The organism is Couchioplanes azureus (assembly GCF_014648355.1).
In the GTDB taxonomy this organism is placed as follows: Bacteria; Actinomycetota; Actinomycetes; order Mycobacteriales; family Micromonosporaceae; genus Actinoplanes; species Actinoplanes azureus.
On the sequence record NZ_BMQY01000001.1, the window covers coordinates 96,125 to 122,294 of the forward strand.

Below are 26,170 nucleotides of genomic sequence, written 5' to 3' on the forward strand. Positions count from 1 at the left end.
CCCGCCCGGCACCGGCGGTGGCACTATGTAGTGATGCCTGAGCTGCGCTCCCGGACCTCGACCCACGGTCGGACGATGGCCGGCGCGCGCGCCCTGTGGCGCGCCACCGGCATGACCGACGACGACTTCGGCAAGCCCATCGTGGCGATCGCCAACAGCTTCACCCAGTTCGTACCCGGGCACGTGCACCTCAAGGACCTCGGCGGCCTCGTGGCCGACGCGGTCGCGCAGGCGGGCGGCGTCGGCCGCGAGTTCAACACCATCGCGGTCGACGACGGCATCGCCATGGGCCACGGCGGCATGCTCTACTCGCTGCCCAGCCGCGAGCTGATCGCCGACGCGGTCGAGTACATGGTCAACGCGCACTGCGCCGACGCCCTGGTCTGCATCTCGAACTGCGACAAGATCACCCCGGGCATGCTGATCGCGGCCCTTCGGCTCAACATTCCCACGGTCTTCGTCTCCGGCGGCCCGATGGAGGCCGGCAAGACGGTCGCGATCGAGGGCGTGGTGCACGAGAAGCTCGACCTGGTCGACGCGATGAGCGCCAGCGCGAACGAGAAGGTGACCGACGCGCAGCTCGACACCATCGAGCGGTCGGCCTGCCCCACCTGCGGCTCCTGCTCCGGCATGTTCACCGCCAACTCGATGAACTGCCTCACCGAGGCGATCGGCCTGGCGCTGCCGGGCAACGGCTCGACGCTGGCCACGCACGCCTCCCGCAAGGCGCTCTTCGAGCGGGCCGGCTCGCTGATCGTCGAGATCGCCAAGCAGTACTACGAGAACGACGACGCGTCGGTGCTGCCCCGCTCGATCGCGTCCCGAGACGCCTTCGAGAACGCGGTCGCCCTGGACGTGGCGATGGGCGGCTCCACCAACACGGTGCTGCACCTGCTGGCCGCGGCCCGCGAGGCCGGCATCGACTTCAGCGTGGCGGACATCGACGGCATCTCCCGGCGCGTGCCGTGCCTGTCCAAGGTCGCTCCCAACAGCCCGAAGTACCACATGGAGGACGTGCACCGGGCCGGCGGCATCCCGGCCCTGCTCGGCGAGCTCCACCGGGCCGGGCTGCTGCGCGACCAGGTCCGCGCGGTGCATGCGCCGTCCCTGTCCGCCTGGTTGGACAAGTGGGACATTCGTGGCGAATCGCCCTCGGCCGAGGCGCTCGAGCTCTTCCACGCGGCTCCCGGCGGCGTGCGCACCACGCAGCCGTTCTCCACCACCAACCGGTGGGCCACCCTCGACACGGACGCCGCCGCGGGCTGCATCCGGTCGATCGAGCACGCGTACACCGCCGACGGCGGCCTGGCGATCCTCTTCGGCAACCTCGCACCGGACGGCTGCGTGGTGAAGACCGCCGGCGTCGCCGAGGAGCTGTGGAAGTTCACCGGCCCGGCCCGCGTCTACGAGAGCCAGGACGCGGCGGTCGAGGGCATCCTCGGCAAACAGGTCGTCGAGGGCGACGTGGTGGTGATCCGCTACGAAGGCCCCAAGGGCGGCCCGGGCATGCAGGAGATGCTCTACCCGACGTCCTTCCTCAAGGGCCGCGGCCTCGGCAAGGCCTGCGCCCTGATCACCGACGGCCGGTTCTCCGGCGGCACCTCCGGCCTGTCGATCGGCCACATCTCGCCGGAAGCGGCGTCCGGCGGCCTGATCTCCCTGGTCGAGACCGGCGACGAGATCACCATCGACATCCCGGGCCGCGCCATCACCCTCAACGTCCCGGACGAGGAGCTGGCCCAGCGCCGCCACGAACAGGAACGCCGGCCCAAGCCGTACACCCCGGCCGACCGGGTGCGCCCGGTCTCGGCGGCACTCCGCGCCTACGCCTCCATGGCCACAAGCGCCAGCGACGGGGCGTACCGGTTGGTGCCGGAGTGAGCTCTTCCTTTTCATAAGTACGGCCACACAGGCAGACAGAAGCAACACCGACCGGCCCGCCTCACGCACGGATGCCCGCGCGTGGCCGGGCCGGTCGCGCATCCGCCGGCCGAAGCGGTACGGCTCTCGCCACTCGCGTCGCACAGCGCCCGCCGGACCGTGACCCGGGCCTCCCGGCTGTCCTGATCACCACCCGAGCACACCCCACCGCGCGCAAGCCCGCCGCACACCGGCCCACACAGCCCGATGCAGACCTCGCCCGCACACCACACCGCACAGCCCGATGCACACTCGCCCGTAGACCGCATTCGCACACACCCGACGCGCGCCTCGCCCGCACACCACCCGCACAGCCGGACGCGCGCCTCGCCCGCACACCACCCGCACAGCCGGACGCGCGCCTCGCCCGCAGACCACCCGCACAGCCCGACGCGCGCCTCGCCCGCACACCACCCGCACAGCCCGACGCGCGCCTCGCCCGCACACCACCCGCACAGCCGGACGCGCGCCTCGCCCGCACACCACCCGCACAGCCCGACGCGCGCCTCGCCCGCGTAGCCCGACCCGCACCCGGCCCCGCACAGCCCGGCGGCCGACCGCGGAGCTCGACCAGGCACGGAGGTGCGTGCGTAGTGGCGGGCGCCCGGTGCTGCTTTCGGCCGCGTCTGTGGCCGTACTGTAAAAAGACCCGGACTACCCGCGATGACTCTCCAGGTACGCCTCCATGCGCTCGGCGGGGGCGGGCCGCGCGAGTGCGAATCCCTGCCCGTAGTGGCAGCCCGCATGGCGGGCGAGGTCTATCTGCTCCTGCGACTCCAGGCCCTTGGCGACGATCTCGAGGCCGAGCCGCCGGCCCAGGCTCACCACCACGTCCAGGACCGCCGGGGTGCTGGCGTGCTCGCTCGGCTTGTTCACCAGGGCCTGGTCGAGCTTGAGCATGTCGACCGGAAGCCTGCGCAGGTGGGCGAGGGACGCCTGGCCGGCGCCGAAGTCGTCGAGGCCGGCGCGGACGCCGAGCGTGCGCAGGCCGGCCAGCGACGCCACGATGGCCGGGACGTCCTCGGCGACCCAGGTCTCCTGGACCTCGACGACGAGGCGTTCCGGGGCGATGTCGTAGCGGTTCAGGATCTCCGCGACCCGGTCCGGGAAGCGGGCGGTGAGCAGCTCGCGCGGGGCCACGTTCACCGAGAGCCAGAAGTCGGTGCCGCCGGCGGTCCATCCGCGCAGGCGCCGGCACGCCTCTTCGAGGACCCATTCGTCCAGCTCGGCCGCGCAGCCCACGGCGCGGGCGATGGGGAGCAGCTCGGCCGGGAGCACCGTGCCGAGCTTCGGGTGACGCCAGCGCAGCAGTGCCTCGACGCCGACGGGCTGGCCGTCGCGGAGCGACACCACCGGCTGGAAGACGAGGTCGAACTCGCCGCGGTCGGCGGCGCCGAGCAGCTCGCGTTCGAGGTCCATGCGGCGGTGCAGCTGGATCTCGACATCGGTGTCGTACCACTCGACGCGGTCCTTGCCGAGCTGGCGGGCACGGCTGCGGGCCAGGTCGGCGTGGCGCAGGACCTCCTCGGAGTCCTTGCCGCCGGCGAGCTCGGCGAGGCCGACGCTGGTGTGCAGCTCGACGATCATGCCGGGCAGCTCGTACGGTTCCATCACCGCCGTGACGATCCGGGTGGCCAGCGCGTACGCGAGCACCGCGCCGTCCGGCGTGAGGACGGCGAACTCGTCGCCGCCCAGCCGGGCCGCCACGTCGTCCTCGCCCAGCAGGCAGCGGAGCCGGCGGCCCACCTCGATCAGCACGGCGTCGCCGGTCTCCCGGCCGCGGCTGTCGTTGATCTCGGCGAGGCCGTGCAGGTCGATGACGAGCAGCGTGCCATGCTGGCCCGCACGCCGCCGGAACTCGAGAAGATCACGCATGAGGGCACGGCGGTTGGCGAGCCCGGTGAGCTGATCGGTGTAGGACAGCCGGTGCAGGGTGCGCTCGAGATGGCGGCGTTCGCCGACGTCACGGACGTGGACGACGAGCGCGGCGACCTCGGGGACGGACCGCTGGTCGGCGACGGTCGACTCGGTGTCGCGCCAGATGCCGTAGCCGTCCAGCAACCGGGCGTTGATCAGGGCGGGCGGCCCGTCGGCGCGCTCGCCGGCGATCAGCGCCTCGATGCCGGCCTGCGCGCCGGCGACGTCGTCGGGATGGATGAGCTGGAGGAACGTCCGGCCGACGACCTCGGCGTCGGCCAGCCCGAACAACCGCGCGGCGGCCGGCGACTGCCAGCGGATCCGCAACCGTTCGTCGAGCACCAGGGTGAGGTCGGTGGCCCCGGCGACGAGCGATCGGAAGTGTGCCTCCTTGACCCGCAGCTGGGCCGTGTACCGCCGGATGTCGCTGACCACGAGCAGTTCGCGCATCGTGAGCACGGCGACCATCGAGACGCCGAGCGCGATCGCCGTGGTGTTGAAGGTGCCGACCACGACGAGGTGGATCAGCGCGGCCACGACGCCGACCCCGGCCGGGACGGCGAGCAGCGGGTAGCTCGACAGATACAGGTCCGGCTCGCGCGACTCGAGGCGCTCCGGCAGGTGGCGCCGGGATCCACCGTCGGCGGCCAGGGTGAGTCCGGCCACGACGACCAGGCCGAGCAGGGGAACGAGCCGGCCGGCGGAGCCGCTCAGCACGAGGTTGACGATCGTGCAGAGCACGATGAGCACGGCGATGACGCCGAAACCGCAGCGCAGGGCGGCGGGCCGGTGCAGCCGGGCGCGCAGTACGACGACCGTGACGATGGAGGCGCCGGCCGCGGCGATGAGGGTGTTGGCCAGGCCCGGCCAGGGGGTGCGGTGCAGGGGCGTCACCAGGTACGCCGCGAAGCCCAGGCTCACGCCGAGCCCCAGCCCGTCGAACGCCCGCCGCAGCCGCACCGCGACCGTGGCGGCGGCCCCGGGCAGCAGCATCGTGCCGAACACGGAGAACCCGGCCGCGGTGGCCAGCCCGAGCGCCGCCCACACGGCCACCGGCGGCGGCCTCGCCAGCAACACTCCGCAGGTGACCGCCGTGGCGAGTGACGCCATGCCGATGAAGCCGGCCCCGCGGCACGCGGCGTAGACGCCCTCCTCGTGGTGGATGGCGAGCGCCGTGTGCCACAGGACGGCCGTGGCGAAGAGCGCCACCACCCCGACGCCCGCGGTGAGGGCGGCGAGCGGCGGCAGAAGCCCCGCCGCCCCGGCGACCAGGATGAGCGCACCGGTCACGGGAACGAGCAGGAACGACACCCGGGCGCCGGCCCGGGTGGCGGGGCGTGCGAGGGGTGGCACGGCCACGGCGGCGGGATCCTCTACGAACATCGTGGGGTGGGCGGGGCAGGGATCGGCGCGAGGAACGCCGCTCCCATATCGGTAACGATCGTCCCCCGGACAGGTTACGTGCGGGACGTCTGCCCGCGCACGGGCGGATCGTCGGGTATGGAGCTTCCCGTGGCGACGGGCCGTGACAGTCATCCCCCGGCGACCGACGGGAGCACCTGGATCTCGGCGGCCGCGGGCACCGGCGTCTCCAGGCCGCCCGAGCGACGGCAGTCCTCACCGTCCACGTAGACGTTCACGTAGCGCCGCAGGACGCCGTTCTCGTCGCGGATCCGGCGTTCCAGGCGCGGCCACCGCCGCGCCATCTCGTCGAGCACCGCTCGCAAAGATCCGTCGGCGGCCACCTCCAGCTGTGCGGCCCCGCCGGCATCCGTGCGCAGCACGCCCGGCACCAGCACGGTCGGCATCAGACCTGCACCGCCCGCACGCACAGCACGTCGGGCAGGTGCGTGGCCACCGTGGACCAGCTCTCCCCTTCGTCGCGGCTGGCGAAGACGTCCCCCGCCCGCGTGCCGAAGTAGACGCCGGCCGGGGTGGCGTTGTCGGCGCACATCGCGTCCCGCAGCACGACCGGGTAGTAGCGGCCTTCGGGCAGCCCTTTGTGCTGGGGCACCCAGGTGGTGCCGGCGTCGGTGGATCGGAAGACCCGGCACATCAGGTCGACGGGATGCCGCTCACCGTCGGCGGTCAGCGGGAAATTCCAGATGGTGCCGGAAGCGGACGGATGGGCCACCATCGCGAAGCCGAAGTCGGCGGGCAGCGTGTCGGCGATGGACTGCCAGGACGCGCCGCCGTCGGTCGAGCGGTAGACCCCGTGATGGTTCTGGGCGTAGTAGTGGTCGGGATTGGCGCCGTCGCGGGCCACCTTGTGCACGCACTGGCCGAACTCCGGCCACGGGTCGGGCAGGAAGTAGGCCTTGATGCCCTCGTTGGCCGGCGCCCACGTCCGGCCGCCGTCGGCCGTGCGATAGACGCCGCCGGTGGACATGGCCACGAGGATGCGCTGCGGGTCGGCGGGGTGCGGAAGGATGGTGTGGACCGCCTGGCCGCCGAAGCCGGCGCCCCACTCGGGCCGGTGCGGGTGGTCCCACAGGCCGCGGATCAGCTGGTAGGTGTGGCCGCCGTCCGCGGAGCGCCACAGCGCGGACGGCTGGGTGCCCGCATAGACGACGCCGGGCTGGTCGGGGCCCGCGGGAACGATCTGCCACACCCGCTCCACCGCGGCGCCGGCGTCGGACGGGAAGGCGAGCGGGGCCTTGTCGGGCTCCTGCCAGGTGCTGCCGAGGTCGTCGCTGACGGCCACGCTGGGGCCGAAATGTGAGCTCTCGACCCCGGCCAGCACGCGGGGCGACGGGCCCCGGGTGTCGAAGGCGACGGAGTAGACGGCTTGCATCGGGAAGTGCGCAGAGCTGACCTGCCAACTCTGCCGGTCGTCGTCGCTGGTGGCCAGGAACAGGCCTTTCTGGGTACCGATCGCGAGCAGTTCGGTCATGGGGGAAGTATGAGCGCCGGGTCCGACAAAAATCGTCCTTCCGCCGGGTGGGAGGATGGCGACCGTGAGTCGAAAGCCCGTCCTGCGCGTCCGCAAGCCCGGCGCCCTCTTCTTCGCCGCCTTGATCGCGTTCGTCGGCACCGTTCCCCTGCTCAGCGCCGGCTGGCAGCTCGCTCCGGTCCTGCTGGTCCCGCTGGCGGTCGCGGTCTGGGCCTGGCGGGCGGGCACCGACGTCGACGCCGAGGGGCTGCGGGTGCGGGCACTGATCGGTTCCCACGAGGTGGCCTGGTCGCGGGTGGCCGAGCTGGCCCCGGACCCGAGAGGGCGCATCTCGGCCCTGCTCTTCGACGGGATGGCGGTGCCGCTCACCGGGGTCACCACGGAAAACCTCCCGGCCGTGCTGGCGGCGGGCGGCCAGGAGTTCAGTAACCCTCCGACACCTGATTGATCAGCGGTTCGCCGGCCACGAAGCGGCGGAGCTGGTCACCCACCAGGCCGTAGGCGCGCGGCAGCAGACCGGCGACGGTACCGGCGGCGTGCGGGGTGATGAACGCGTTCGGCAACCGCCACAGCGGGTGACCGGCAGGCAGCGGCTCCGGGTCGGTGACGTCCATCGCGGCCGAGAGACGTCCGGAGGCCAGCTCCGCGACCAGGGCATCGGTGTCCACCACGGGGCCGCGGGCGGCGTTCACCAGCAGCGCGCCATCCGGCATCGCGGCCAGGAAAACCGCATCCACCAGCCCGCGGGTGAGGTCGGTCAGCGGCACCACCAAGATCACCACTTCCGCGTACGGGAGCAAGCGCGGCAGCTCGTCCACACCGTGCACGTCCTCGCCGGGCCGAGCCGTACGAGCGACCCGCGTGATCGTCACGCCGAAGGGCGCCATGTGCTCCTCGATGGCCCGCCCGATCGACCCGGCGCCCAGGATCAGGACCTTCTTACCGGTCAGCTCCCGGGTGGGCGCGTACGCCTTGATCGCCCACTCCTCCCGCTCCTGGGCGCGGACGAAGTCCGGGAACCGCCGGAACGCGCCGATGGCGGCCCCGAGCACCCACTCGGCGACGGGCTTGTCGTGCACTCCCCGCGCGTCACACAACGTGACGCCGGGCGGCACCCGCCCCACCCACGCGTCCGCTCCCGCCGACAGCAGCTGGATCGCCGCCAGCTTCGAGAACCTGGGCAGTTGCCCCGCGGTCCGCGCGGTGGACAGGAACGGCGGCACCCAGAAGCGGACCGCGGCGGGATCGGACGGGAAGACCGCCGCGTCCGCGCACACCTCGACCTCGACGCCGGGCGGCACCGCGCCGAGCAGCTCACGGCCCGCCTCATGGGCGATCCATACCATCACGTCACCAAACTAGTCGGGGCCCCGGCCGCCGGCCCGTGCGCCGCTACCCTGGTCTCGTGAACGAGGAGATCCCGTGACCGTGCGCAGCCGCCGCGCCCGCGCGTGTGCCCTGACGCTCGGCGCCGTGCTGACCCTCACCACGGCCTGCGCCTTCGGCCCGCCGGACCCCGATGTCGCCGGCGCGCCGCCCAACCTGCCCACGCCGTCGGGCTCCGCGGCGCCGGAGGGCGGGGGTGAGCGCGAGGTGGCGGTCACCGTGCTGGCCAAGGGCCTGGAAGTCCCCTGGGGCATGGCGTTCCTGCCGGACGGCTCGGCGCTGGTCACCGAGCGCGACACGGCCCGCATCCTCAAGGTCGGGCCGGAGTCGGACGCCGCCGGGCTCCGGGTCACCGAGGTGCAGCGGCTCTCCGAGGTCACCGCGGGCGGCGACGGCGGGCTGCTGGGCATCGCGGTCTCGCCCGGCTACGCCACCGATCAGACCGTCTTCGTGTATTACTCGACGGCCAAGGACAACCGCGTCGCGAAGCTCAAGCTGAAGGGCAGGCCACAGCCCATCCTCACCGGCATCCCGCGCTCCCGCGAGGACAACGGTGGCCAGCTCGGCTTCGGTCCGGACGGGCGGCTCTACGTGACGACCTCGGACGGCACGGGTGGTGCCCAGTCGCAGAACCCCAAGAGCCTGGGCGGCAAGATCCTGCGGATCACCGCCGACGGCAAGCCCGCGCCGGGCAACCCGGTCAAGGACTCACCGGTCTGGTCGTCGGGCCACCGCAACGTGCAGGGCATCGCGTGGGATTCCGGCAAGCGGATGTATGCGAGCGAGTCCGGCCAGAGCAAGACCGGCGAGCTCAACGTGATCCAGAAGGGCAAGAACTACGGCTGGCCCGCGGTCGAGGGCGGCGGCACCGACGCGAAGTTCACCAACCCGCTGGTGAGCTGGCCGATCGCCGAGTCGTCCTGTTCCGGTGTGGCGGTGCTGGAGCGGATGGTCGCGACGGCCTGCCTGCGCGGCCAGCGGCTGTGGATGGTCGACGTCACCGGCAACGGCACCGTGTTCGGCCAGCCCCGCGCGCTCCTGGCCGGCGAGTTCGGCCGGTTGCGCGCCGTGGCCGCGGCACCGGACGGTTCGCTCTGGGTCGCCACCTCGAACCAGGAGGACGGCGGCGACCCGGCCCCGGAGGACGACCGCATCATCCGACTGGTGTTCTCCGATGGTGGCGCGGGCCGCAGCTGACCGGCGTTACCGTTTGACGACCGGCACACGGGGGCAGGTGAGCCGTTGACCATGAAGAACAGACTTTCTCAGCTGGCGGCCGCCGTGCTGCGCGTGTGGCGGCATTCCTGGGCCCACCGTCTCCGCGTGTGGGCGGCCGTCCTCCTGGTGAGCCTCACCGGCGTCGTCGTCGGCACGATGCTGCTGGCCCAGTCGGAGATCCCGGTGGGCCCGTTCCGCGCCGACATGTCGATCAGCCCGTCGGTCAAGGGCGGCACCGAGGTCGACATCCCGCCCCTGGGCTCGCTGCACCTCGACAGCCACGCCGGCCCCATCCACCTGAAGGTCAACCTCGGCGCGCTGGACCAGCAGCGCACCGAGGCGCTGATCGAGGACCCGACCGCCATCGGGGTGGTCGGCCAGTCCGCGGTCGACGACGTCACCCGCGGTGTGCTGCAGCTGAGCCTGCGCGCGATGGGCGCCGCGATCGCGTGCGCGCTGGTCCTGGCGGCACTGATCTTCCGCAACGTCCGCCGGGTCGCCTCGGCGGGCGTGATCGCGCTGATCGTGACAGGCGGCAGCCTGGGCCTGGCCGCGGGCACCACCCGCCCGGATTCGATCGGCGAGCCGCGGTACGAGGGACTGCTGGTCAACGCCCCGGCCGTGGTCGGCGACGCCCGCCGCATCGCGGACAACTACGGCCGCTACGCCGACCAGCTCGCCGAGCTGGTCAGCAACGTCAGCCGCATCTACACCACGGTCTCCAGCCTGCCGGTGGAGCCGTCCGGCAACACCACCCGCATCCTGCACGTCTCCGACCTGCACCTGAACCCGGCCGCGTGGAACGTCATCAAGACGGTGGTGAAGGCCTGGGACGTCGACGCGATCGTGGACACGGGCGACATCGTCGACTGGGGCAGCAGCGCCGAGACGACGTACGTGAACAGCATCGGCCAGCTCGGCGTGCCGTACATCTACGTGCGCGGCAACCACGACTCGATGGCCATCCAGGCGGCGGTGGCCCGCCAGAAGAACGCGAAGGTCCTGGACAACTCCACCGTCACCATCAACGGCCTCACCCTCGCGGGCATCGGCGACCCGGAATTCACTCCCGACAAGAGCGAAACCCCACCCGCCCGGTCCGCGGACGAGCCGGTGACCAACCCGCTGCTCGCCAGCGGCGAGCGGCTGGCCACGACGATCACCCAGTCGAGGACCAAGGTGGGAGTGGCCCTCGTCCACGACCCGGCGATGGCACCGCCCCTGTCCGGGGTGGTCCCGGTGGTGCTGGCAGGCCACCTGCACAAGCGCGAGGTCAGCATGCTCGACCCGCCCAGCGCCCCGGAGGACGCCGCCTCCCGCTCCCCGACCCCGTCACCGGCGGCACCCACTCCCCGGACCCGCCTGCTGGTGGAGGGCTCGACGGGCGGCGCGGGCCTGCGCGGTCTGGAAAAGGAGGAGCCGACACCGCTGCAGATGTCGGTCCTGTACTTCGACGAGAACCAGACCCTCAAGGCCTACGACGACATCCAGCTCGGCGGCACCGGCCAATCCAACGTCGAAATGCAACGCAAGGTCATCGGCGTCGACCCCGAACCCACCACCCACCCCTCGGTCGTCAACGGCGTCACCCCAGGCCTCAGCCCCAGCCGCCGATAGGTACGCCCCCAGGCAAGCCGCGGCCGCCAGCAAGCCGCGGCCGGCCAGCAGCCGGGCCGGGCCGATGTTCGCTGCTGTCCGGCCTGCCGCGCTTCCCGGCCTACCGCGCTTCCCGGCCTGTTGCCCTGCCAGCCGCAGCCTCCCCGGCCCACTGCCCTCTTGGCGTGCCGCCCTCCCGGCCCACTTCCGTCCCCCGGCCTGCCGCCCTCTCGCCGTGCCGTCCTCCCCGCCTGCCAGCCGCGGCCTTCCCGGCCCACTGCCCTCCGGCCTGCCGCCCTCCCGGCCCACTGCCCCGCTCGGCCAGCGGCCCTCCTGGTCTGCTGCCGTTCCGGCTGCGAGCCGCGCGCGTCCCGGCGGACCTGCCGTCAACTCCACCCGCCGGCTGCGGTGTCCTTCCGGGGTTCGTTGCCCTCGGTTCCGCGGAACCCCTTTCCGGCGCGGAACATCTGGTCACGTTCCACCGTCCACTACGGACTGGGCCTTCCCGCAAGAGGATGGGCCCCTGCCCGGCAGCGCATCCGGCGGACCTTGAAACAACTCGCCTCTGCTCACCTGCTCCGCTACTCTCGCGGAATTGTTTTCACTGCTGGGGTCCGCGAGGATCTGTTGCTGGCCCGCGGAGGTGGCCGGCCGGCGCTTCGTGTGGTGTCCCCGGCAGTTCCCACACTGAGAGCAGGTTCCTCAATGGCATGTCGGATCAGTGAACTCGTGCTCGGTTGCCGCGAACCGGAGGTGCTGGCACGGTTCTGGTGCGAGGTCCTGGACTTCGTCGTGCTCGACCGCGAGGACGACGGCTCCGTGGAGATCGGACCGCGCGAAGGCTTCGGCGGCGCCCAGCCGACGATCATCCTGAGCCGCCGGGACGAGCCGGAGCCAGGGAAATCCCGGCTGCACATTGACGTCAACGCCACCGACCGCGACCAGGACGCCGAACTCGAACGCCTCCTGAAGCTCGGCGCCCGCCCGGCGGACATCGGCCAGACAGGACAAGAGCAGTGGCACGTCCTGGCCGACCCCGAAGGTAACGAGTTCTGCCTCCTCAAGGCACGCCTCAACCCACTCTGACGCTCATCGGTCACGCCCCGCCACCAAGGCACGCCCCCGGACCACCACCGGCGGTGGGGGGCTGACCACGATCTACGCCACCACCGCCGAATCGCGTCTGGTCCGGAGTGACCGGCCGTGTCGTGCTCATGAAGTAAGCGACCGCTAGCAACCGCATCGGCTACCGCTCATCACCCACCGCAGCCCAGCCACAGGCGACCGCCCCCCAGCCGACCGCCAGCCCAGCCACAGGCGACCGCCCCCAGCCCAGCCACAGGCGACCGCACCAGGCAACGGCTCACTACCCACCGCGCAGCCAGCCACCGCCGAGCGCACCGCGAAACACATCACCGCTGGCCCATTGCGCACGCCGGCGCTCGCGACAGCAGCGCGTCTCCGATCGCCGCCGAACTGCCACAAGGAGGCCATCGCAACGGATCGCGGTGACGCTACCGCGGCTGACCGGTTGCCCTCACGGCAACAGACCGGCCCTGACCCCGCCACAGCTGACCGTCCTGTCCCACCCGCGGCTGACCGGTCCTGCCTCCGCGGCAGCAGAATGACTCCGATCCACCACAGCTGAACGGTCCTGCCTCGCCGCGGCTGACCGGTCGTTCTCGCTGCGGCTGACCGAACCTGACCCACCGCGGCTGACCAGCCATGCCCCCGCCGCGGCTGACGAACCGACCCACCGGTGCCTGTCGGCGCCGACCGGGTCGTATCGCGCCGGGGATGGAGGGACACGCCGCTGGAGTTGGGCATGCGCGAGGTCAGCCGGTCCACCACGGTGTCGCCCGCTTCCGCTCCGGTCCGGAAGAGGGCCGCGTCGACCCGGACCCGACGGGGCCGGTAGGAAGCGGACCGACGGGAAGCGGGCCGTGCGAAGCACACCGGTGAGGCGCAAGCCGGTCAGGCGCAGGCCGGTCAGGCGCAGGCCGGTCAGGCGCAGGCCGGTCAGGCGCAGGCCGGTCAGGCGCAGGCCGGTCAGGCGCAGGCCGGTCAGGCGCAGGCCGGTCAGGCGCGGGCCGGTGAGGAGCCGGTTGGTGAGGAGCCGACCCGAGCGCAACCGACCCGAACGCACCGCCCCTGCGCAACCGACCCGAGCGGAACCGACCTGAGCGCAGCCGGCCCCTGCGCAGCCGGCTGGTTAGCTGAGACGGGCGAGGATGAGCTCTCGGACGGTCTTCGCGTCGGCCTGGCCTCGGGTTGTCTTCATGACCGCGCCGACCAGGGCGCCCGCTGCGGCTACCTTGCCGTCGCGGATCTTGGCGGCGATGTCGGGGTTGGCCGCGATCGCCTCGTCGACGGCGGCCTGGAGGGCGCCGGTGTCCGAGACGACCTCGAGGCCACGGGCCGTCATGACCTGGGCCGGGTCGCCCTCGCCGGCCACGACGCCCTCGAGGACCGTGCGGGCGAGCTTGTCGTTGAGCTTGCCCTCGTCGACCAGGGCCTGCAGCTGGGCGACCTGGGCCGGGGTGGCACCCACCTCGGCCAGCTCGACGCCGGTCTCGTTGGCCCGGCGGGCCAGCTCGCCCATCCACCACTTGCGGGCGCCGGCCGGGCTCGCGCCGGCGGCGATCGTCTCCTCGATGAGCTCGACCGCGCCGGCGTTGGCCACCGACTGCATGTCGAGCTCGCTGATGCCCCAGTCCTCACGGAGGCGGGCGCGCTTGGCGCTCGGACGCTCGGGGAGGGCGGCCTTGAGCTCCTCGACCCAGGCCGGGTCCGGCGCGATCGGAACGAGGTCGGGCTCGGGGAAGTAGCGGTAGTCGGTGGCCGTCTCCTTGGAACGCCCCGGGCGGGTGTCGCCGGTGTCCTCCTGGAAGTGGCGGGTCTCCTGCACGATCTTGCCGCCGTCATCGAGGATGCCGGCTTGGCGGATGATCTCGGAGCGGACGGCCCGCTCGACCGAGCGCAGCGAGTTGACGTTCTTGGTCTCGGTGCGCGTGCCCCACTCCTCGCCCGGCTTGTTCAGCGAGGTGTTGACGTCGCACCGCAGCGAACCCTGCTCCATGCGGACGTCGGAGACGCCGAGCGAGCGGATGATGTCGCGCAGCTCCGTCACGTAGGCGCGGGCGACCTCGGGAGCCTTGGCGCCGATGCCGGGAACCGGCTTGGTGACGATCTCGACCAGCGGGATGCCGGCCCGGTTGTAGTCCACCAGCGACTCCGTGGCGCCGTGGATGCGACCGGTGGCGCCGCCGACGTGCAGCGTCTTGCCGGTGTCCTCCTCGAGGTGGACCCGTTCGATGCCGATGCGCACGGTCTCGCCGTCCACCTCCACGTCGACGTAACCGTCGACGCACAACGGCTCGTCATACTGCGAGGTCTGGAAGTTCTTCGGCATGTCCGGGTAGAAGTAGTTCTTCCGGGCCATGCGGCACCAGCTCGCGATGTCGCAGTTGAGGGCGAGGCCGATACGGATGGTGGCCTCGATGCCGGCGCGGTTGGCGACCGGCAGCGCGCCCGGCAGGCCCAGGCAGACCGGGCACACCTGGGTGTTCGGCTCGGCACCGAACTCGGTCGGGCAGCCGCAGAACATCTTGGTGTTCGTGCCGAGCTCGACGTGCGTCTCCAGGCCGATCACCGGCTCGTAGCGGGCGGTCGCGTCCTCGTACGAGGGAAGCACAGTCGTACTCATGCGGGAGACTCCAGGTGGCAGCGGGGCATCCTGACGGAACCAAGCCTAGTGGGCGGGACCGGCGGAGATCCCGCCGGTTTTCTTACGATCCGATGGTGCCCCGGCCGGGCCCGGAAGCCGGCCGGAGCACCGCTGTCAGAGCTCGGGCGGGGTGAGCGTGCCGACCGCCGACTCCAGCGCCGCGGCCACCCGGTACATCCGGTCGTCGGCCATCGTCGGCGCCATGACCTGGAAGCCGACCGGCAGCCCCTCGGACAGCCCGCACGGCACCGAGATCGCCGGCCCGCCGTACAGGTTGGTGGGGATCGTGTAGAGGTCGGCGAGATACATCTGGTACGGGTCGGAGGTGCGGGACCCGAACGGGAACGCCACGAACGGCGTAGTCGGCGAGATCAGCACGTCGACCCGCTCGAACGCCGAGGTGAAGTCCCGCGTGATCAGCGTGCGGACCTTCTGCGCCTGGCCGTAGTACGCGTCGTAGTAACCGCTGGAGAGCGCGTACGTGCCGAGGATGATGCGCCGCTTGACCTCGGGGCCGAAGCCCTCGTCGCGGGTCAGCGACATGACCTCCTCGAGCGAGCGACTGCCGTCGTCACCGGAACGCAGGCCGTAGCGCACGCCGTCGAAGCGGGCCAGGTTGGACGACGCCTCGCTCGGCGCGATGAGGTAGTAGGCCGGAAGCGCGTACTCGAAGTGCGGGCACGACACCTCGACGACCTCGGCGCCCAGCTTGACCAGAGCCTCGACCGACTCCCGGAACGCGGCGAGGACACCCGGCTCGGCACCCTCGCCGGCGAACTCCTTGACCACGCCGAGTTTCACGCCGGTGAGGTCGCCGGTAGCACCGAGGCGGGCCGCGCCGACCACGTCCGGCACGGGCTGCGGGATCGACGTCGAGTCGCGCACGTCGTGGCCGCCGATGACGGCGTGCAGCAGTGCCGCGTCCTCGACCGTCCGCGCGCAGGGGCCGGGCGTGTCCAGCGAGGAGGAGAAGGCGATGAGGCCGTAACGGGAGGTGCCACCGTACGTCGGCTTGGCCCCGACCGTGCCGGTGACCGCGCCGGGCTGGCGGATCGACCCGCCGGTGTCGGTGCCGATCGCGAGCGGCGCCTCGAAGGCGGCGAGCGACGCCGCGCTGCCGCCACCGGAGCCGCCGGGGATGCGGCCGAGGTCCCACGGGTTGTTGGTCGCGCCGTACGCGGAGTATTCCGTGGAGGAGCCCATCGCGAACTCGTCCATGTTCGTCTTGCCGAGCATGACGGTGCCCGCGGCGCGGAGCCGCTCGACGAGCGTCGCGTCGTAGGGCGGCCGCCAGCCCTCGAGGATCTTCGAGGCCGCGGTCGTCGGCACGCCCTTGGTGGCGATGACGTCCTTGACCGCGACCGGCACACCGGCCAGCGGTCCGAGCTGCTCCCCGCGACCGCGGCGCGCGTCGACGTCGGCCGCGGCGGCGAGCGCGCCCTCCCGGTCGACGTGCAGGAACGCGTGGACCCGGTCGTCGACGGCGGCGATCCGGTCGAGGTGCGCGGTGGCGACCTCGACGGCCGAGGCCTCACCGGTCGCGATGAGGCCGGCGATCTGCGCCGCCGTCATCCTGGTGACGTCCGTCACGGCACTCACTCCTCCTCGTCCAGGATGCGCGGCACGCGGAAGCGGCCCTCGGCGGCGTCCGGCGCGCCGGCCAGCGCCTCGTCCTGCGTCAGGCCGGGCCGCACGACGTCGTCGCGGTAGACGTTGGTCAGCGGGACGGAGTGCGACGTGGGCGGGATGTCCTCGGCCGCGACGTCACCGATGCGGGCGACGGACTGGAGGATGACATCGAGCTGACCGGCGAACTTGTCCAGCTCCTCCTCGGTCACGGCGAGCCGCGACAGGCGCGCGAGATGCGCGACCTCTTCGCGGGAGATGGCGGCCATCGTGCCCCCTGGTTTCCGACGGTGATGCTGACCGGAGAAGTCTATTTGCCCCGGCGAGCGGTTTGCCGGGCGGCTCCCCGGTCTGTGGATAACCACCGCCTGTGGACAACGGACCGGTCCGGCTCGGCGACCCGGAAGACTGGGGCGATGCTTCTCCTACGTCGTGGCCAAGGCGCCCGGTTCGCGGCCCGGCCGCAGCGGGCGATACCGCGCCATCCACTCGGTGAAGTCCGCGGCCGGCATCGGGCGGGCGTGGAACCAGCCCTGAGCGGCGTGGCAGCCGGCGGCGGCGAGCAGGCGCCAGGTGCGTTCGTCCTCGACGCCCTCGGCGACCACCCGCAGGCCGAGCGAGCCGGCGAGCGCGATGACCGACCGGACGATCGCCGAGTCGCCGGGGTCGGCGGCCATGCCGAGCACGAAGGACCGGTCGATCTTCACCTCGGACAGCGGCAACCGGCGCACATGCTGCAGCGAGGAGTAGCCGGTGCCGAAGTCGTCCAGCGAGATCGCCACCCCCATCCGATCGAGCCGGGTGATGGTGTCCAGGACCCGGTGCGGGTCGGCCATCAGCGCGCTTTCGGTGATCTCGAGCTGCAGCAGGTCGGCCGGCACGCCGTACGCGAGCAGCAGGCCTTTGATCTCCTCGGCGATGTCCGTGGCGTGCAGGTCGCGCACGCTGACGTTGACGGAGGCCCGGACCGGGCGACCGCCGGCCTGCCAGTGCGCGAGCTGGCTGACGACCTCGCGCAGCACCCGGCTGGTCAGCAGCCGCATCACCGGCGTCTGCTCGACGACGCGCAGCAGTTCGTCGGGACCGACCACACCGCGTTCGGGATGCCGCCACCGCAGCAGCGCCTCCACGCCGACGACCTCACCTGTCGCGATGGCGATCTGCGGCTGGTAGTAGAGCATCAGACCCTCGGCCGGCTCCTGTTGCAGCGCATGACGCAGATCGGCCAGCAGGGTCAGGTCGGGTGTGTGGTGCTCCGCGTCGCGCGCATATACCGCCACCTGGGCGCCGCGCTGCTTGGCGTCGTACATCGCGGCCTCGGCCTGGCGCAGCAGCGCGGCGCCGTCACCGCCGCGCTCGGACTGCACCGCGATACCGATGGACGCACTGATGTCGATGATCAGACCGTCCAGAGCGAACGGCGAGCCGAGTGCGTCGGCCAGGTGCGCCGCTATCCGCCGGGCCGCGGCCGGCCCGTCGACCCGGGTCGCCAGCACCGCGAACTCGTCACCCCCGAGCCGGACGACAAGATCATGCGGGGGTACGGCCGCAGCCAGGCGCTGTGCCACCTGGACCAACAGCCGGTCGCCGTGGGTGTGCCCGAGCGCGTCATTGACGGTACGGAACCGGTCCAGGTCCAGCAACAACAGTGCGATCCGCCGCTCGGGGCGGTGCGAGCCCCGGCCGTTGCCCCGCTCGGCGACCGACGCCTGCAGCGCGCGCCGATTGGGCAGGCCGGTGAGAACGTCGACACGGGCGGCCCGCTCGTACTCACCCGCCGACCGCACCATCCGGTGCACGGCGTGCAGCGCCAGCAGCACCAACGGGACGAGCGCGAGCCCGACCTGCGCGGCGGCGAGCACGATGGGGCCGAGCAGCAGCAGCGCGGCCGTGGCGAACAACTCGAGGCCCCACCGCTGCACCCGCCGGCGCCTACGCCCGTCGCCGAGCAGCCGCGCGGCGAGGGCGTCGAGGCCGTAGCGGGCGCCGATCCAGGCGGCCGCGGCGGCCACCGTGACGAGGGCGTCGTCCCAGTCCGGCTCGGCGTCGAGGCGCAGCCCGGCCAGTCCGGCGACGAGGGCGGCCCCGGCCAGCGCGCAGGCGTGCTGAACGGCCAGGTGCAGGGCCCGTCGAGGCGACTGCCCCATCCGTACGCCGGCGACGGCCATGGCGGCCAGTTGCACGCTGACGGCCGGTACGAACCCCCACGCCAGCGCGATGCCGAAGGTGAAACAGATCGAGGGCAGGATGACCGAGCTGGCTCGCCGGTTCGCCACCACGTAGGGACGGACGTCGACGGCGAGGGCCAGGCCGGCCATCACCCAGAAGGCGGTCGGCAGGTTCGCGAAGGTGCCGGAGAAGGACACAGCGAGAACGGCGTCGACGAACAGCGCTCCGCCGACGGCGGCTACGGCACCGCGCCTGGCCGACCGGGGTCGCCGCTCACCCGGCATGGAGCTGCGCTGCTCTGCGGCACCCATGCGACCTCCACGATGGCGTCGACCGACCGAGTCCTCCTCACCCTAGATCCGTATCGACAAAACTACGCGAAACAGACTCGCCGTTATCAAATTGGCATAAGTGATAGAACCCGGAACCGCGGTACTTTCACCCGTTGGAGCGTCCACCCGTCGGTGGTGTTCTTCCCCGGCGTTTGCCGGCAGAGACGGCCGAGCCACTCCACAAGCCGGCCGAGGCAAGTAGGCACGCCCACCAGACCGAGTTTTTCGAGCGGGCACGGCCACAGGCTGGTTCCTCCCAGCCCACGCGCCCACGCCGGCGCCACCGAGCGCGACCTCGTCCGCGAGGCCGGGACACCGTCCATCTCGACCGGGCGATCGCGGGCGGGCTTGCGGTCAGGGCTGTTCCTTGGCGGGCGCCTCCCCGATCTCCGCCACCGCCCGCGCCGCCTCGGGGCCGTCCGCGAGCAGCACCGCGAAGCCGTCCTCGTCCAGCACCGGGACCTTCAGTTGCAGAGCCTTGTCGTACTTGCTGCCAGGGTTGTCGCCGACCACGACGAAGCCGGTCTTCTTCGAGACCGAGCCGCTCACCTTGCCGCCGCGGGCGGTCACCGCCTCGGTTGCGGCGTCCCGCGAGTACGAGGCGAGCGTGCCGGTGACCACCACCGTCAGCCCCTCCAGCGGTCGCGGCCCCTCGTCCGTACGCTCATCGGCCATCCGCACCCCGGCCTCGCGCCACTTGGTGACGATGTCGCGGTGCCAGTCGACCGCGAACCATTCCCGGAGGCTCTCCGCAATAGTCGGGCCGACACCCTCCACGGCGGACAGCTCCTCGACGCGCTCCTCCGACACCGCCGCCTCGATGGCCTCCAGCGAGCCGAAGTGCCGTGCCAGCGCCTGCGCGGCGGTCGGGCCGACGTGCCGGATCGAGAGCGCGACCAGCACCCGCCACAGCGGCCGGTGCTTGGCCTCCTCGAGGTTGTCCAGAAGCTTGACCGCGTTGCTGCCGAGGCTGCCGTCCTTGTTGACGAAGAAGGGAGCTCGCCGCAGATCGTCGGCGGTGATCCGGAACAGGTCACCCTCGTCGGTGATGATCTGCGAATCCAGCAGCGCCTGGCCCGCCTTGTAACCGAGCACCTCGATGTCGAACCCGCCGCGGCCGGCCAGGTGGAACACCCGCTCCCGCAACTGGGACGGGCACGAACGAGTGTTGGGACAGCGGATGTCGACGTCGCTTTCCTTGGCGGGCGCCAGCGTCGTGCCGCACGCCGGGCACTCGGTCGGCATCACGAACGGCCGCGCATCCTCGGGACGCAGGTCCATCACCGGGCCGAGCACCTCGGGGATGACGTCGCCGGCCTTGCGCAGCACGACCGTGTCACCGATCCAGACGCCCTTGCGCTCGACCTCCCGCGCGTTGTGCAGGGTGGCGAGGGCGACGGTCGACCCCGCCACGCGTACGGGCTCGAGCACGGCGAACGGTGTCACCCGCCCGGTCCGCCCCACGTTGACGTCGATGTCGAGGAGCTTGGTGGTGACCTCCTCGGGCGGATACTTGAAGGCGATGGCCCACCGGGGCGCCCGGCTGGTCGAGCCGAGCCGCCCCTGGATGGCCACGGAGTCGACCTTGACCACCACCCCGTCGATCTCGTGCTCGACGTCGTGGCGGTGCTCGGCGTAGTAGGCGATGTACTCCCGGACGCCGTCCATGCCGTCGACCCGCTTCCACCGGTCGCTCGTCGGAAGCCCCCAGGCCTTCAACGCTTCGTACGCATGGGACTGCGAAACGGGGGTGAAACCCTGGCGAGCGCCGATCCCGTGCACCACCATGCGCAGCCCCCGGGTCGCGGTGATCCGCGGGTCCTTCTGCCGCAGGCTGCCGGCGGCGGCGTTGCGAGGGTTGGCGAACGGCGCCTTGCCCTGCTCGACCAGCGAGGCGTTCAGGTCGGCGAAGGCGGAGGCGGGGAAGTAGATCTCGCCCCGCACCTCGAGCAGCTCGGGCGGATCCTCGCCGGCCAGGCGCTCGGGGATCTCCCGGATCGTGCGGACGTTCGGCGTGACGTCCTCGCCCGTACGCCCGTCGCCCCGGGTGGCACCGCGGACGAGTCTGCCCCGCTCGTAGGTGAGGTTGATGGCGAGACCGTCGACCTTGAGCTCGCAGATGAACTCGACCGGCCCACCGGCGTCGCGCACGGTCCGCTCGGCCCACGCGCCGAGCTCGGCATCGTCGAAGACGTTGTCCAGCGACATCATCCGCTCGGCGTGCTCCACCGGGGTGAACTGGGTGGAGAAGGTCCCGCCGACGTTCTGGGTGGGCGAGTCCGGAGTGCGCAGCGCCGGGAACTCTTCCTCGAGCGCCGTGAGCTCGCGCAGGAGCTTGTCGAACTCGGCGTCCGAGATGGTCGGCGAGTCCAGCACGTAATAGCGGTACTGATGCCCTCGGATCTCGTCGCTCAGCTCGGCATGACGGGAGCTGGCCTCCGGCGTCGGCTCGCTTCCGGCGGCGGCGACCTGCTCGGGCGTCGGCTGCCCAGCGGCAAGCTCCCCACCCTCGGCGCTCTCGTCCGACACGACCTGCCCCGCGCCAACTCGCTCAGCCGACCGCCCGGCAGCGCCGGCACCCTCCGCGGCACTCTGCCCGGCCGACCGCCCGGCGCCGCCGGCATCCTTCGCCGCACTCTGCCCGGCCGACCGCCCGGCGCCGCCGGCATTCTCCGCGCCGGTCTCCTCGGCGTCGGCGAGCTTGCCTGCCTCGGCACCGTCTGTCGCCGACTCGGCGTGGGAATACTGCTTCTCGGGCACCGGGGACCTCCGTGTTCGTCTTTCAGGAGGCACGTTAGTCGGCCCCTCCGACAAAACCGGCCGACCCGCACGGCCGTCGTGACCAACGACCGTGTTCTCCGCGTGGCCGGCCCCGTCCGGCCCCCGCGGCCTCATACCCCGCCCGGGTTTCAAAGCCCCCAGCGGTCACCAGACCAGGCAGAACGGATGTCCCACCGGATCGGCGTAGACCCGGAACTTGTCACCGCCGCCTTCCAGCCGCTTGGCACCCGCCGCGAGCGCCCGCTGTTCCGCCTTGTCGATGTCGTCCACGCGGACGTCCAGGTGGAACTGCTGGGGCCGGTCGGGGTCGGGCCACTGCGGCGGAAGCAGGTCGGGCGCCTTCTGGAAGGCGAGGCTGGGCGCGTCGGAGTCGGTGCGGATCAGCACCCAGTCGTCGTCGTCCTGGACGACGTGCATGCCGAGCAGTTCGATGTAGAACCGGGACAGGGTGCGCGGATCGGGGCAGTCGATGACGACGGTGTCGAGACGTCCAATCATGCCTCGCATGATGCCCGCCGGGTCCGACGGAAAAGACCGGAACGATCAGACTTCCGCCCGCCGACGGACCACGCCGAGGCAGTTGCTTCGATGCAGGGGTAGCGCATCGCCCAAGAAATAAGGCTCCGCAGGCTTCAGGCGATGCCCCGGGGTCGGCAGCTCCAGCGGGGCTCAGGCCTCCACGAGTCGGCGGCCAGCGTCGCGGCATGCCTTGAGCACCGCGCGCACGTAGTCCGGTGGCGCTCCCGCGAGGCCGCATGCCGGCGTCACCACCACCTGCTCCGGAAGGCGCGCGGCCGGGAATCCCAGCGTTCTCCACAATCCGCGTACGCGATCGGCGACCTGGGCGGACGTCGGCGCGCGACCGGCCGACGGTGGCCGGGTCGGCACGGCGCCGGCGAAGAGGCCGAGGCCCGCCTCGATCGCCTCGCCCAGGGGGTCGAGATCCTTGAGCAGCGTCAGGTCCAGCGCGAGGGCGGCAGCCCGGGAATCCCTCAGAACCGGCAACGGTACGTCCGGAGCGCAGCAATGCACGACCACCGGAACACCGGCGGTTTCGACGACGGTGCGCAGCGCGGTGGCCGCGTCGGGGCCGTCGACGGCCTTGTAGGCGCTCAGGCCGCTGTCCGTCTTCACGCGGCCGGCGAGCACTGCCGGCAGGGAGGGCTCGTCGAGTTGCAGCAGCACGGTGGCGCCGGGCAGCCGCTTGCTCACGTCGGCCACGTGGCGGCGCAGTCCCTCGGCGAGAGAGTCGGTCACGTCGCGCACCGCGCCCGGGTCGCGCAACATCCTTCCACCGATGGGCAGTTCGAGGCTCGCGGCGAGCGTCCACGGACCGGCGGCCTGCACCTTGACGGTGCCTTTGTAGCCGTCGGCCTGCTCGGTGAGCTGGTCGAGGTCGCGCTCCAGCAGGTCGGCCGTGCGCCGCATGTCCTTTCCGGGCCGCGGCGCCATCTGCCACCGACCGGCGTAGAGCTGGACCGGCAGCTCCACCAGGAACCCGGCGCCCCGCCCGATCATGTCGGCGCCGGGGCCGCGGGCGGGCAGCTCGGCAAGGTGCGGCAGCTCGGGCAGCTCGCCCACGACGAGCCGTTGCGCTTCGGCGATGTCGTTGCCGGGCAACGACCCGATGCCGGTCGCCGAGCCGGGGGCCCAGGGAAAGTCAGGCACCGCGTGACCCCGCCCCAGGACGGACGGCATCCCGAACACCCGCCGCGGAAGCGACGCCATCGCCCGGACTCGCCTCAGAACCCACGCCACCCCGGGAGGCCGCCGCAGCACCGGAAGCCACGCGCTCCCCGGAAGCCGCCGCAGAGCCGGACGCCACGCGATCCTCCGAAGCCGCCGCGGAACCGACGCCATCACGCGCGCCCGACTCAGAACCCTCGCCGCCCCGGGAAGCCGCCGCAGAGCCGGCGCCACCGCTGGGAGCGGCCTCGTCGTGGGTGCCCGCCGTGATGGTGGCCGAGCCGAGGACGATGTCGCCATCGGGGTCCGGCCGGTACGCCACGATCGCCTGGCCGGCGGCCACTCCTCGGGCCGGTGTCCGGAGCCGGGCGGTCAATCCGGCGCCGTCGAGGGTCACCACCGCCTGCACGACCTCGCCGTGCGCGCGGAGTTGCACGTCGCAGTCGACCGGGGTGCGCTGGCCGTGCCAGATGGGGCGTTCGGCGGTCACCGTGCTGACGGCGAGGTCCTCTCGGGGCCCGACCGTGACGGTGTTGGTCTTCGGCGTGATGGACAGGACGTAGCGGGGACGGCCGTCGGGTGCGGGGACGCGCAGATCCAAACCCTTGCGCTGGCCCACCGTGTAGGCGTAGGCGCCGGAGTGCTGCCCGAGGACCGCGCCCGTGCGGCCGTCGACGATGTCGCCGGGGGTCTCGCCGAGGCGGCCGGCGAGGAAGCCGCGGGTGTCGCCGTCGGCGATGAAGCAGATGTCGTGCGAGTCGGGCTTCTCCGCGACGGCGAGGCCCCGGGCCGCCGCCTCCTCGCGGACCTGCGCCTTGGTGGAGTCGCCCAGCGGGAAGATCGCGCGGTCGAGCTGTGCGCGGGTGAGCACCGCGAGCACGTATGACTGGTCCTTGGCGAGGTCGACGCTGCGCCGCAGCAGCCCGTCGGCGCCGAGGCGGGCGTGGTGGCCGGTGACCACCGCGTCGAAGCCGAGGGCGACCGCGCGGTCCAGCACCGCGGCGAACTTGATCTTCTCGTTGCATCGCAGGCACGGGTTCGGCGTCCGGCCGGCGGCATACTCCGCGACGAAGTCGTCGACCACGCTCTCGTGGAACTGGTCGGCCATGTCCCACACGTAGAAGGGGATGCCGATGACGTCGGCGGCCCGCCGGGCGTCCCGGGAGTCCTCGAGGGTGCAGCAGCCCCGCGCCCCGGTCCGGTACGTCTGCGGATTCCGCGCCAGCGCCAGGTGCACGCCGGTCACGTCATGGCCGGCATCCCGGGCGCGCGCGGCAGCGACGGCGGAGTCGACACCGCCGGACATTGCTGCAAGCACTCGCACGCCGGCAAGCCTAGCCGCCGCCACCGACACTCCCCCACCGCCCGCCCAGCCGATGCACCCGCCCCAGGAGGAAAGCCGGAGGAACGCGGGGGAAGGCAAAAGCGAGGAGGGCAGGAAGGAGGGCGCGGGGGCGGGAGAGCGAGGCGAGGGAGGAAGGGGAGGACGGCGGCAGCGAGGAGGGCGACGGGGAAGGGACACCGAGGCGAGGGAGGCGAAAGGGAGGAAGGCGGCAGGAGGGAGGCAGGCAGGCAGGGAAAGGACAGCTGAGTGGCGGAGGTGAAGGGGAGGAAGGCCGGAGCGGCGCAGGGTGTAGGCCAGGCCCTGCCGGTGAAGCGGTCGATCGAGGCCCCGCACACCTATTGCTGGCGCGGCGTCTTCCAGGCCGTCGCCCTGCGGGCCCGCTCGACCGCGCCCGGCAACGCCGCCAGCAGTGCGTCGATGTCCTGCGACGTCGAGGTGTGGCCCAGCGTGAAGCGCAGCGACGACCGGGCCCGGTCGTCGTCGGCGCCCATGGCCAGCAGCACGTGCGACGGTTGCGCCACACCCGCCGAGCAAGCGGAACCCGTCGAGCACGCGATCCCCTGCGCATCCAGGAGCAGCAGCAACGCGTCACCCTCGCAGCCGGGGAAGGAGAAGTGCGCGTTGGCCGGCAGCCGGTCGGCCGGGTCACCGTTGAAGACCGCGTCCGGTACGGCCGCACGCACGCGGGCGACCAGCTCGTCCCGGAGGGCGGCGATGCGGGCCGCGTACTCCTGCTGGCTCTTGACCGCCGACTCCACCGCGACGGCGAACGCGACCACGCCGGGGGTGTCGAGGGTGCCGGAACGTACGTCGCGCTCCTGGCCGCCGCCGTGCAGCAGCGGGGTGGCGGCGACGTCGCGGCCCAGCAGGAGGGCGCCGACGCCGACCGGGCCGCCCAGCTTGTGGCCGCTGACGGTCATCGCCGCCGCGCCGCTGGCCGCGAAGTCGACCGGGACCTGGCCGACGGCCTGGACCGCGTCGGTGTGGAACGGGATGCCGGCCCGGGTGGCCAGCGCCGCCAGCTCGGAGAGCGGCTGTACGGTGCCGACCTCGTTGTTGGCCCACTGGACGCTCACCATGGTGATCTCGTCGCCGTGGGCCTCGACGACCTCGGCCAGCGACGCCGGGTCGACGCGGCCGGAGCGGTCGACCGGCAGCCAGTCGACGGCCGCCCCCTCGTGGGATCCGAGCCACTGCACCGCGTCCATGACCGCGTGGTGCTCTACCGCGGACGCCACGACCCGGTTGCGGCGCGGATCCGCGCCGCGGCGGGCCCAGTGGATGCCCTTCGTGGCGAGGTTGTCGCTTTCCGTCCCGCCGCTGGTGAAGAGCACCTCGGAGGGGCGCGCCCCGAGGACCGCGGCGATCCGCTCGCGGGACTCCTCGACCAGCCGGCGGGCGGATCGGCCGGCAGCGTGCAGGGACGACGGGTTGCCGACCTGCCGGGCCGCTGCGACGTACGCGTCGAGCGCCTCGGCGAGCATCGGCGTGGTCGCCGCGTGATCCAGGTAGGCCATCGTGGGAAAGCTTATGCCTTGAGCCGTCAACCGATACGCCGCGCCCGCCACCGCCGC

The 26,170-nt window shown here is 72.3% G+C and carries 17 protein-coding genes and 1 pseudogene; 5 read left to right on the forward strand and 13 right to left on the reverse strand.

Annotation, left to right across the window (positions count from 1 at the left end):
* Window positions 1–33: 33 nt before the first annotated feature.
* Entirely contained in the window at window positions 34–1,881 is a 1,848-nt protein-coding gene (gene ilvD, locus IEY99_RS00480; protein WP_189198677.1) for a dihydroxy-acid dehydratase, read from the forward strand.
* Between the two features lie 693 nt (window positions 1,882–2,574).
* Here ilvD and IEY99_RS00485 read toward each other — a convergent pair.
* From IEY99_RS00485 to IEY99_RS00495, 3 genes are all read right to left on the reverse strand, one after another.
* Window positions 2,575–5,196, reverse strand: coding sequence for a putative bifunctional diguanylate cyclase/phosphodiesterase (locus IEY99_RS00485; RefSeq protein ID WP_229797952.1), 2,622 nt, complete (start codon window positions 5,194–5,196; stop codon window positions 2,575–2,577).
* Between the two features lie 173 nt (window positions 5,197–5,369).
* The gene (locus IEY99_RS00490; RefSeq protein ID WP_189198679.1) at window positions 5,370–5,645 is read right to left on the reverse strand and encodes a MoaD/ThiS family protein; all 276 of its coding nucleotides are present in this window, start codon (window positions 5,643–5,645) and stop codon (window positions 5,370–5,372) included.
* On the reverse strand, window positions 5,645–6,730 hold the full coding sequence (locus IEY99_RS00495) for a WD40/YVTN/BNR-like repeat-containing protein (RefSeq protein WP_189198680.1): 1,086 nt from the start codon (window positions 6,728–6,730) through the stop codon (window positions 5,645–5,647). Before IEY99_RS00495 ends, IEY99_RS00490 begins: the two co-directional genes overlap by 1 nt.
* Window positions 6,731–6,794: 64 nt before the next feature.
* On the opposite strand from IEY99_RS00495, the gene IEY99_RS00500 reads away from it, so the two are divergent.
* Window positions 6,795–7,178, forward strand: a complete 384-nt coding sequence (locus tag IEY99_RS00500) for a PH domain-containing protein (protein WP_229797954.1) — start codon at window positions 6,795–6,797, stop codon at window positions 7,176–7,178.
* On the opposite strand, the gene IEY99_RS00505 is transcribed toward IEY99_RS00500, so the two are convergent.
* Entirely contained in the window at window positions 7,153–8,079 is a 927-nt protein-coding gene (locus tag IEY99_RS00505) for a 2-hydroxyacid dehydrogenase (RefSeq protein WP_189198682.1), read from the reverse strand. The genes IEY99_RS00500 and IEY99_RS00505 overlap by 26 nt on opposite strands.
* Window positions 8,080–8,152: 73 nt before the next feature.
* Here IEY99_RS00505 and IEY99_RS00510 point away from each other — a divergent pair, with 73 nt between their 5' ends.
* The 3 genes from IEY99_RS00510 to IEY99_RS00520 all read left to right on the forward strand — a co-directional run bounded on the left by IEY99_RS00510 (window position 8,153) and on the right by IEY99_RS00520 (window position 12,016).
* Window positions 8,153–9,313 (forward strand): PQQ-dependent sugar dehydrogenase, encoded by a 1,161-nt coding sequence (locus IEY99_RS00510; protein ID WP_189198683.1) that lies wholly within the window; start codon window positions 8,153–8,155, stop codon window positions 9,311–9,313.
* Window positions 9,314–9,364: 51 nt separating this feature from the next.
* A complete protein-coding gene (locus IEY99_RS00515) occupies window positions 9,365–10,951 on the forward strand; it encodes a metallophosphoesterase family protein (RefSeq protein WP_189198684.1) in 1,587 nt (528 codons plus the stop codon).
* Window positions 10,952–11,635: 684 nt separating this feature from the next.
* On the forward strand, window positions 11,636–12,016 hold the full coding sequence (locus IEY99_RS00520; RefSeq protein ID WP_189198685.1) for a VOC family protein: 381 nt from the start codon (window positions 11,636–11,638) through the stop codon (window positions 12,014–12,016).
* Between the two features lie 1,126 nt (window positions 12,017–13,142).
* Here IEY99_RS00520 and gatB read toward each other — a convergent pair.
* From gatB to IEY99_RS00565, 9 genes and pseudogenes are all read right to left on the reverse strand, one after another.
* On the reverse strand, window positions 13,143–14,636 hold the full coding sequence (gene gatB, locus IEY99_RS00525) for an Asp-tRNA(Asn)/Glu-tRNA(Gln) amidotransferase subunit GatB (RefSeq protein WP_189198686.1): 1,494 nt from the start codon (window positions 14,634–14,636) through the stop codon (window positions 13,143–13,145).
* 135 nt (window positions 14,637–14,771) lie between these two features.
* Window positions 14,772–16,247, reverse strand: a complete 1,476-nt coding sequence (gene gatA, locus IEY99_RS00530) for an Asp-tRNA(Asn)/Glu-tRNA(Gln) amidotransferase subunit GatA (protein ID WP_189198687.1) — start codon at window positions 16,245–16,247, stop codon at window positions 14,772–14,774.
* A gap of 5 nt (window positions 16,248–16,252) precedes the next feature.
* Window positions 16,253–16,552, reverse strand: coding sequence for an Asp-tRNA(Asn)/Glu-tRNA(Gln) amidotransferase subunit GatC (gene gatC, locus IEY99_RS00535; RefSeq protein ID WP_189198688.1), 300 nt, complete (start codon window positions 16,550–16,552; stop codon window positions 16,253–16,255).
* Between the two features lie 156 nt (window positions 16,553–16,708).
* Window positions 16,709–18,763 carry a putative bifunctional diguanylate cyclase/phosphodiesterase gene (locus IEY99_RS00540; RefSeq protein WP_189198689.1) on the reverse strand — a complete coding sequence of 685 codons (2,055 nt, stop codon included), beginning with the start codon at window positions 18,761–18,763 and terminating at the stop codon, window positions 16,709–16,711.
* 375 nt (window positions 18,764–19,138) lie between these two features.
* A complete protein-coding gene (gene ligA / locus IEY99_RS00545) occupies window positions 19,139–21,313 on the reverse strand; it encodes an NAD-dependent DNA ligase LigA (protein WP_189200452.1) in 2,175 nt (724 codons plus the stop codon).
* Between the two features lie 396 nt (window positions 21,314–21,709).
* The gene (locus tag IEY99_RS00550; RefSeq protein ID WP_189198690.1) at window positions 21,710–22,063 is read right to left on the reverse strand and encodes a VOC family protein; all 354 of its coding nucleotides are present in this window, start codon (window positions 22,061–22,063) and stop codon (window positions 21,710–21,712) included.
* 171 nt (window positions 22,064–22,234) lie between these two features.
* Window positions 22,235–23,233 carry a methionine synthase gene (locus tag IEY99_RS00555; RefSeq protein ID WP_229797956.1) on the reverse strand — a complete coding sequence of 333 codons (999 nt, stop codon included), beginning with the start codon at window positions 23,231–23,233 and terminating at the stop codon, window positions 22,235–22,237.
* Between the two features lie 277 nt (window positions 23,234–23,510).
* A pseudogene (mnmA, locus tag IEY99_RS00560) lies at window positions 23,511–24,575 on the reverse strand (tRNA 2-thiouridine(34) synthase MnmA); the annotation flags it as partial.
* A 356-nt stretch (window positions 24,576–24,931) separates the two neighbouring features.
* Complete coding sequence (locus IEY99_RS00565) at window positions 24,932–26,113, reverse strand: cysteine desulfurase family protein (RefSeq protein WP_189198692.1); 1,182 nt, start codon at window positions 26,111–26,113, stop codon at window positions 24,932–24,934.
* Window positions 26,114–26,170 lie beyond the last annotated feature (57 nt).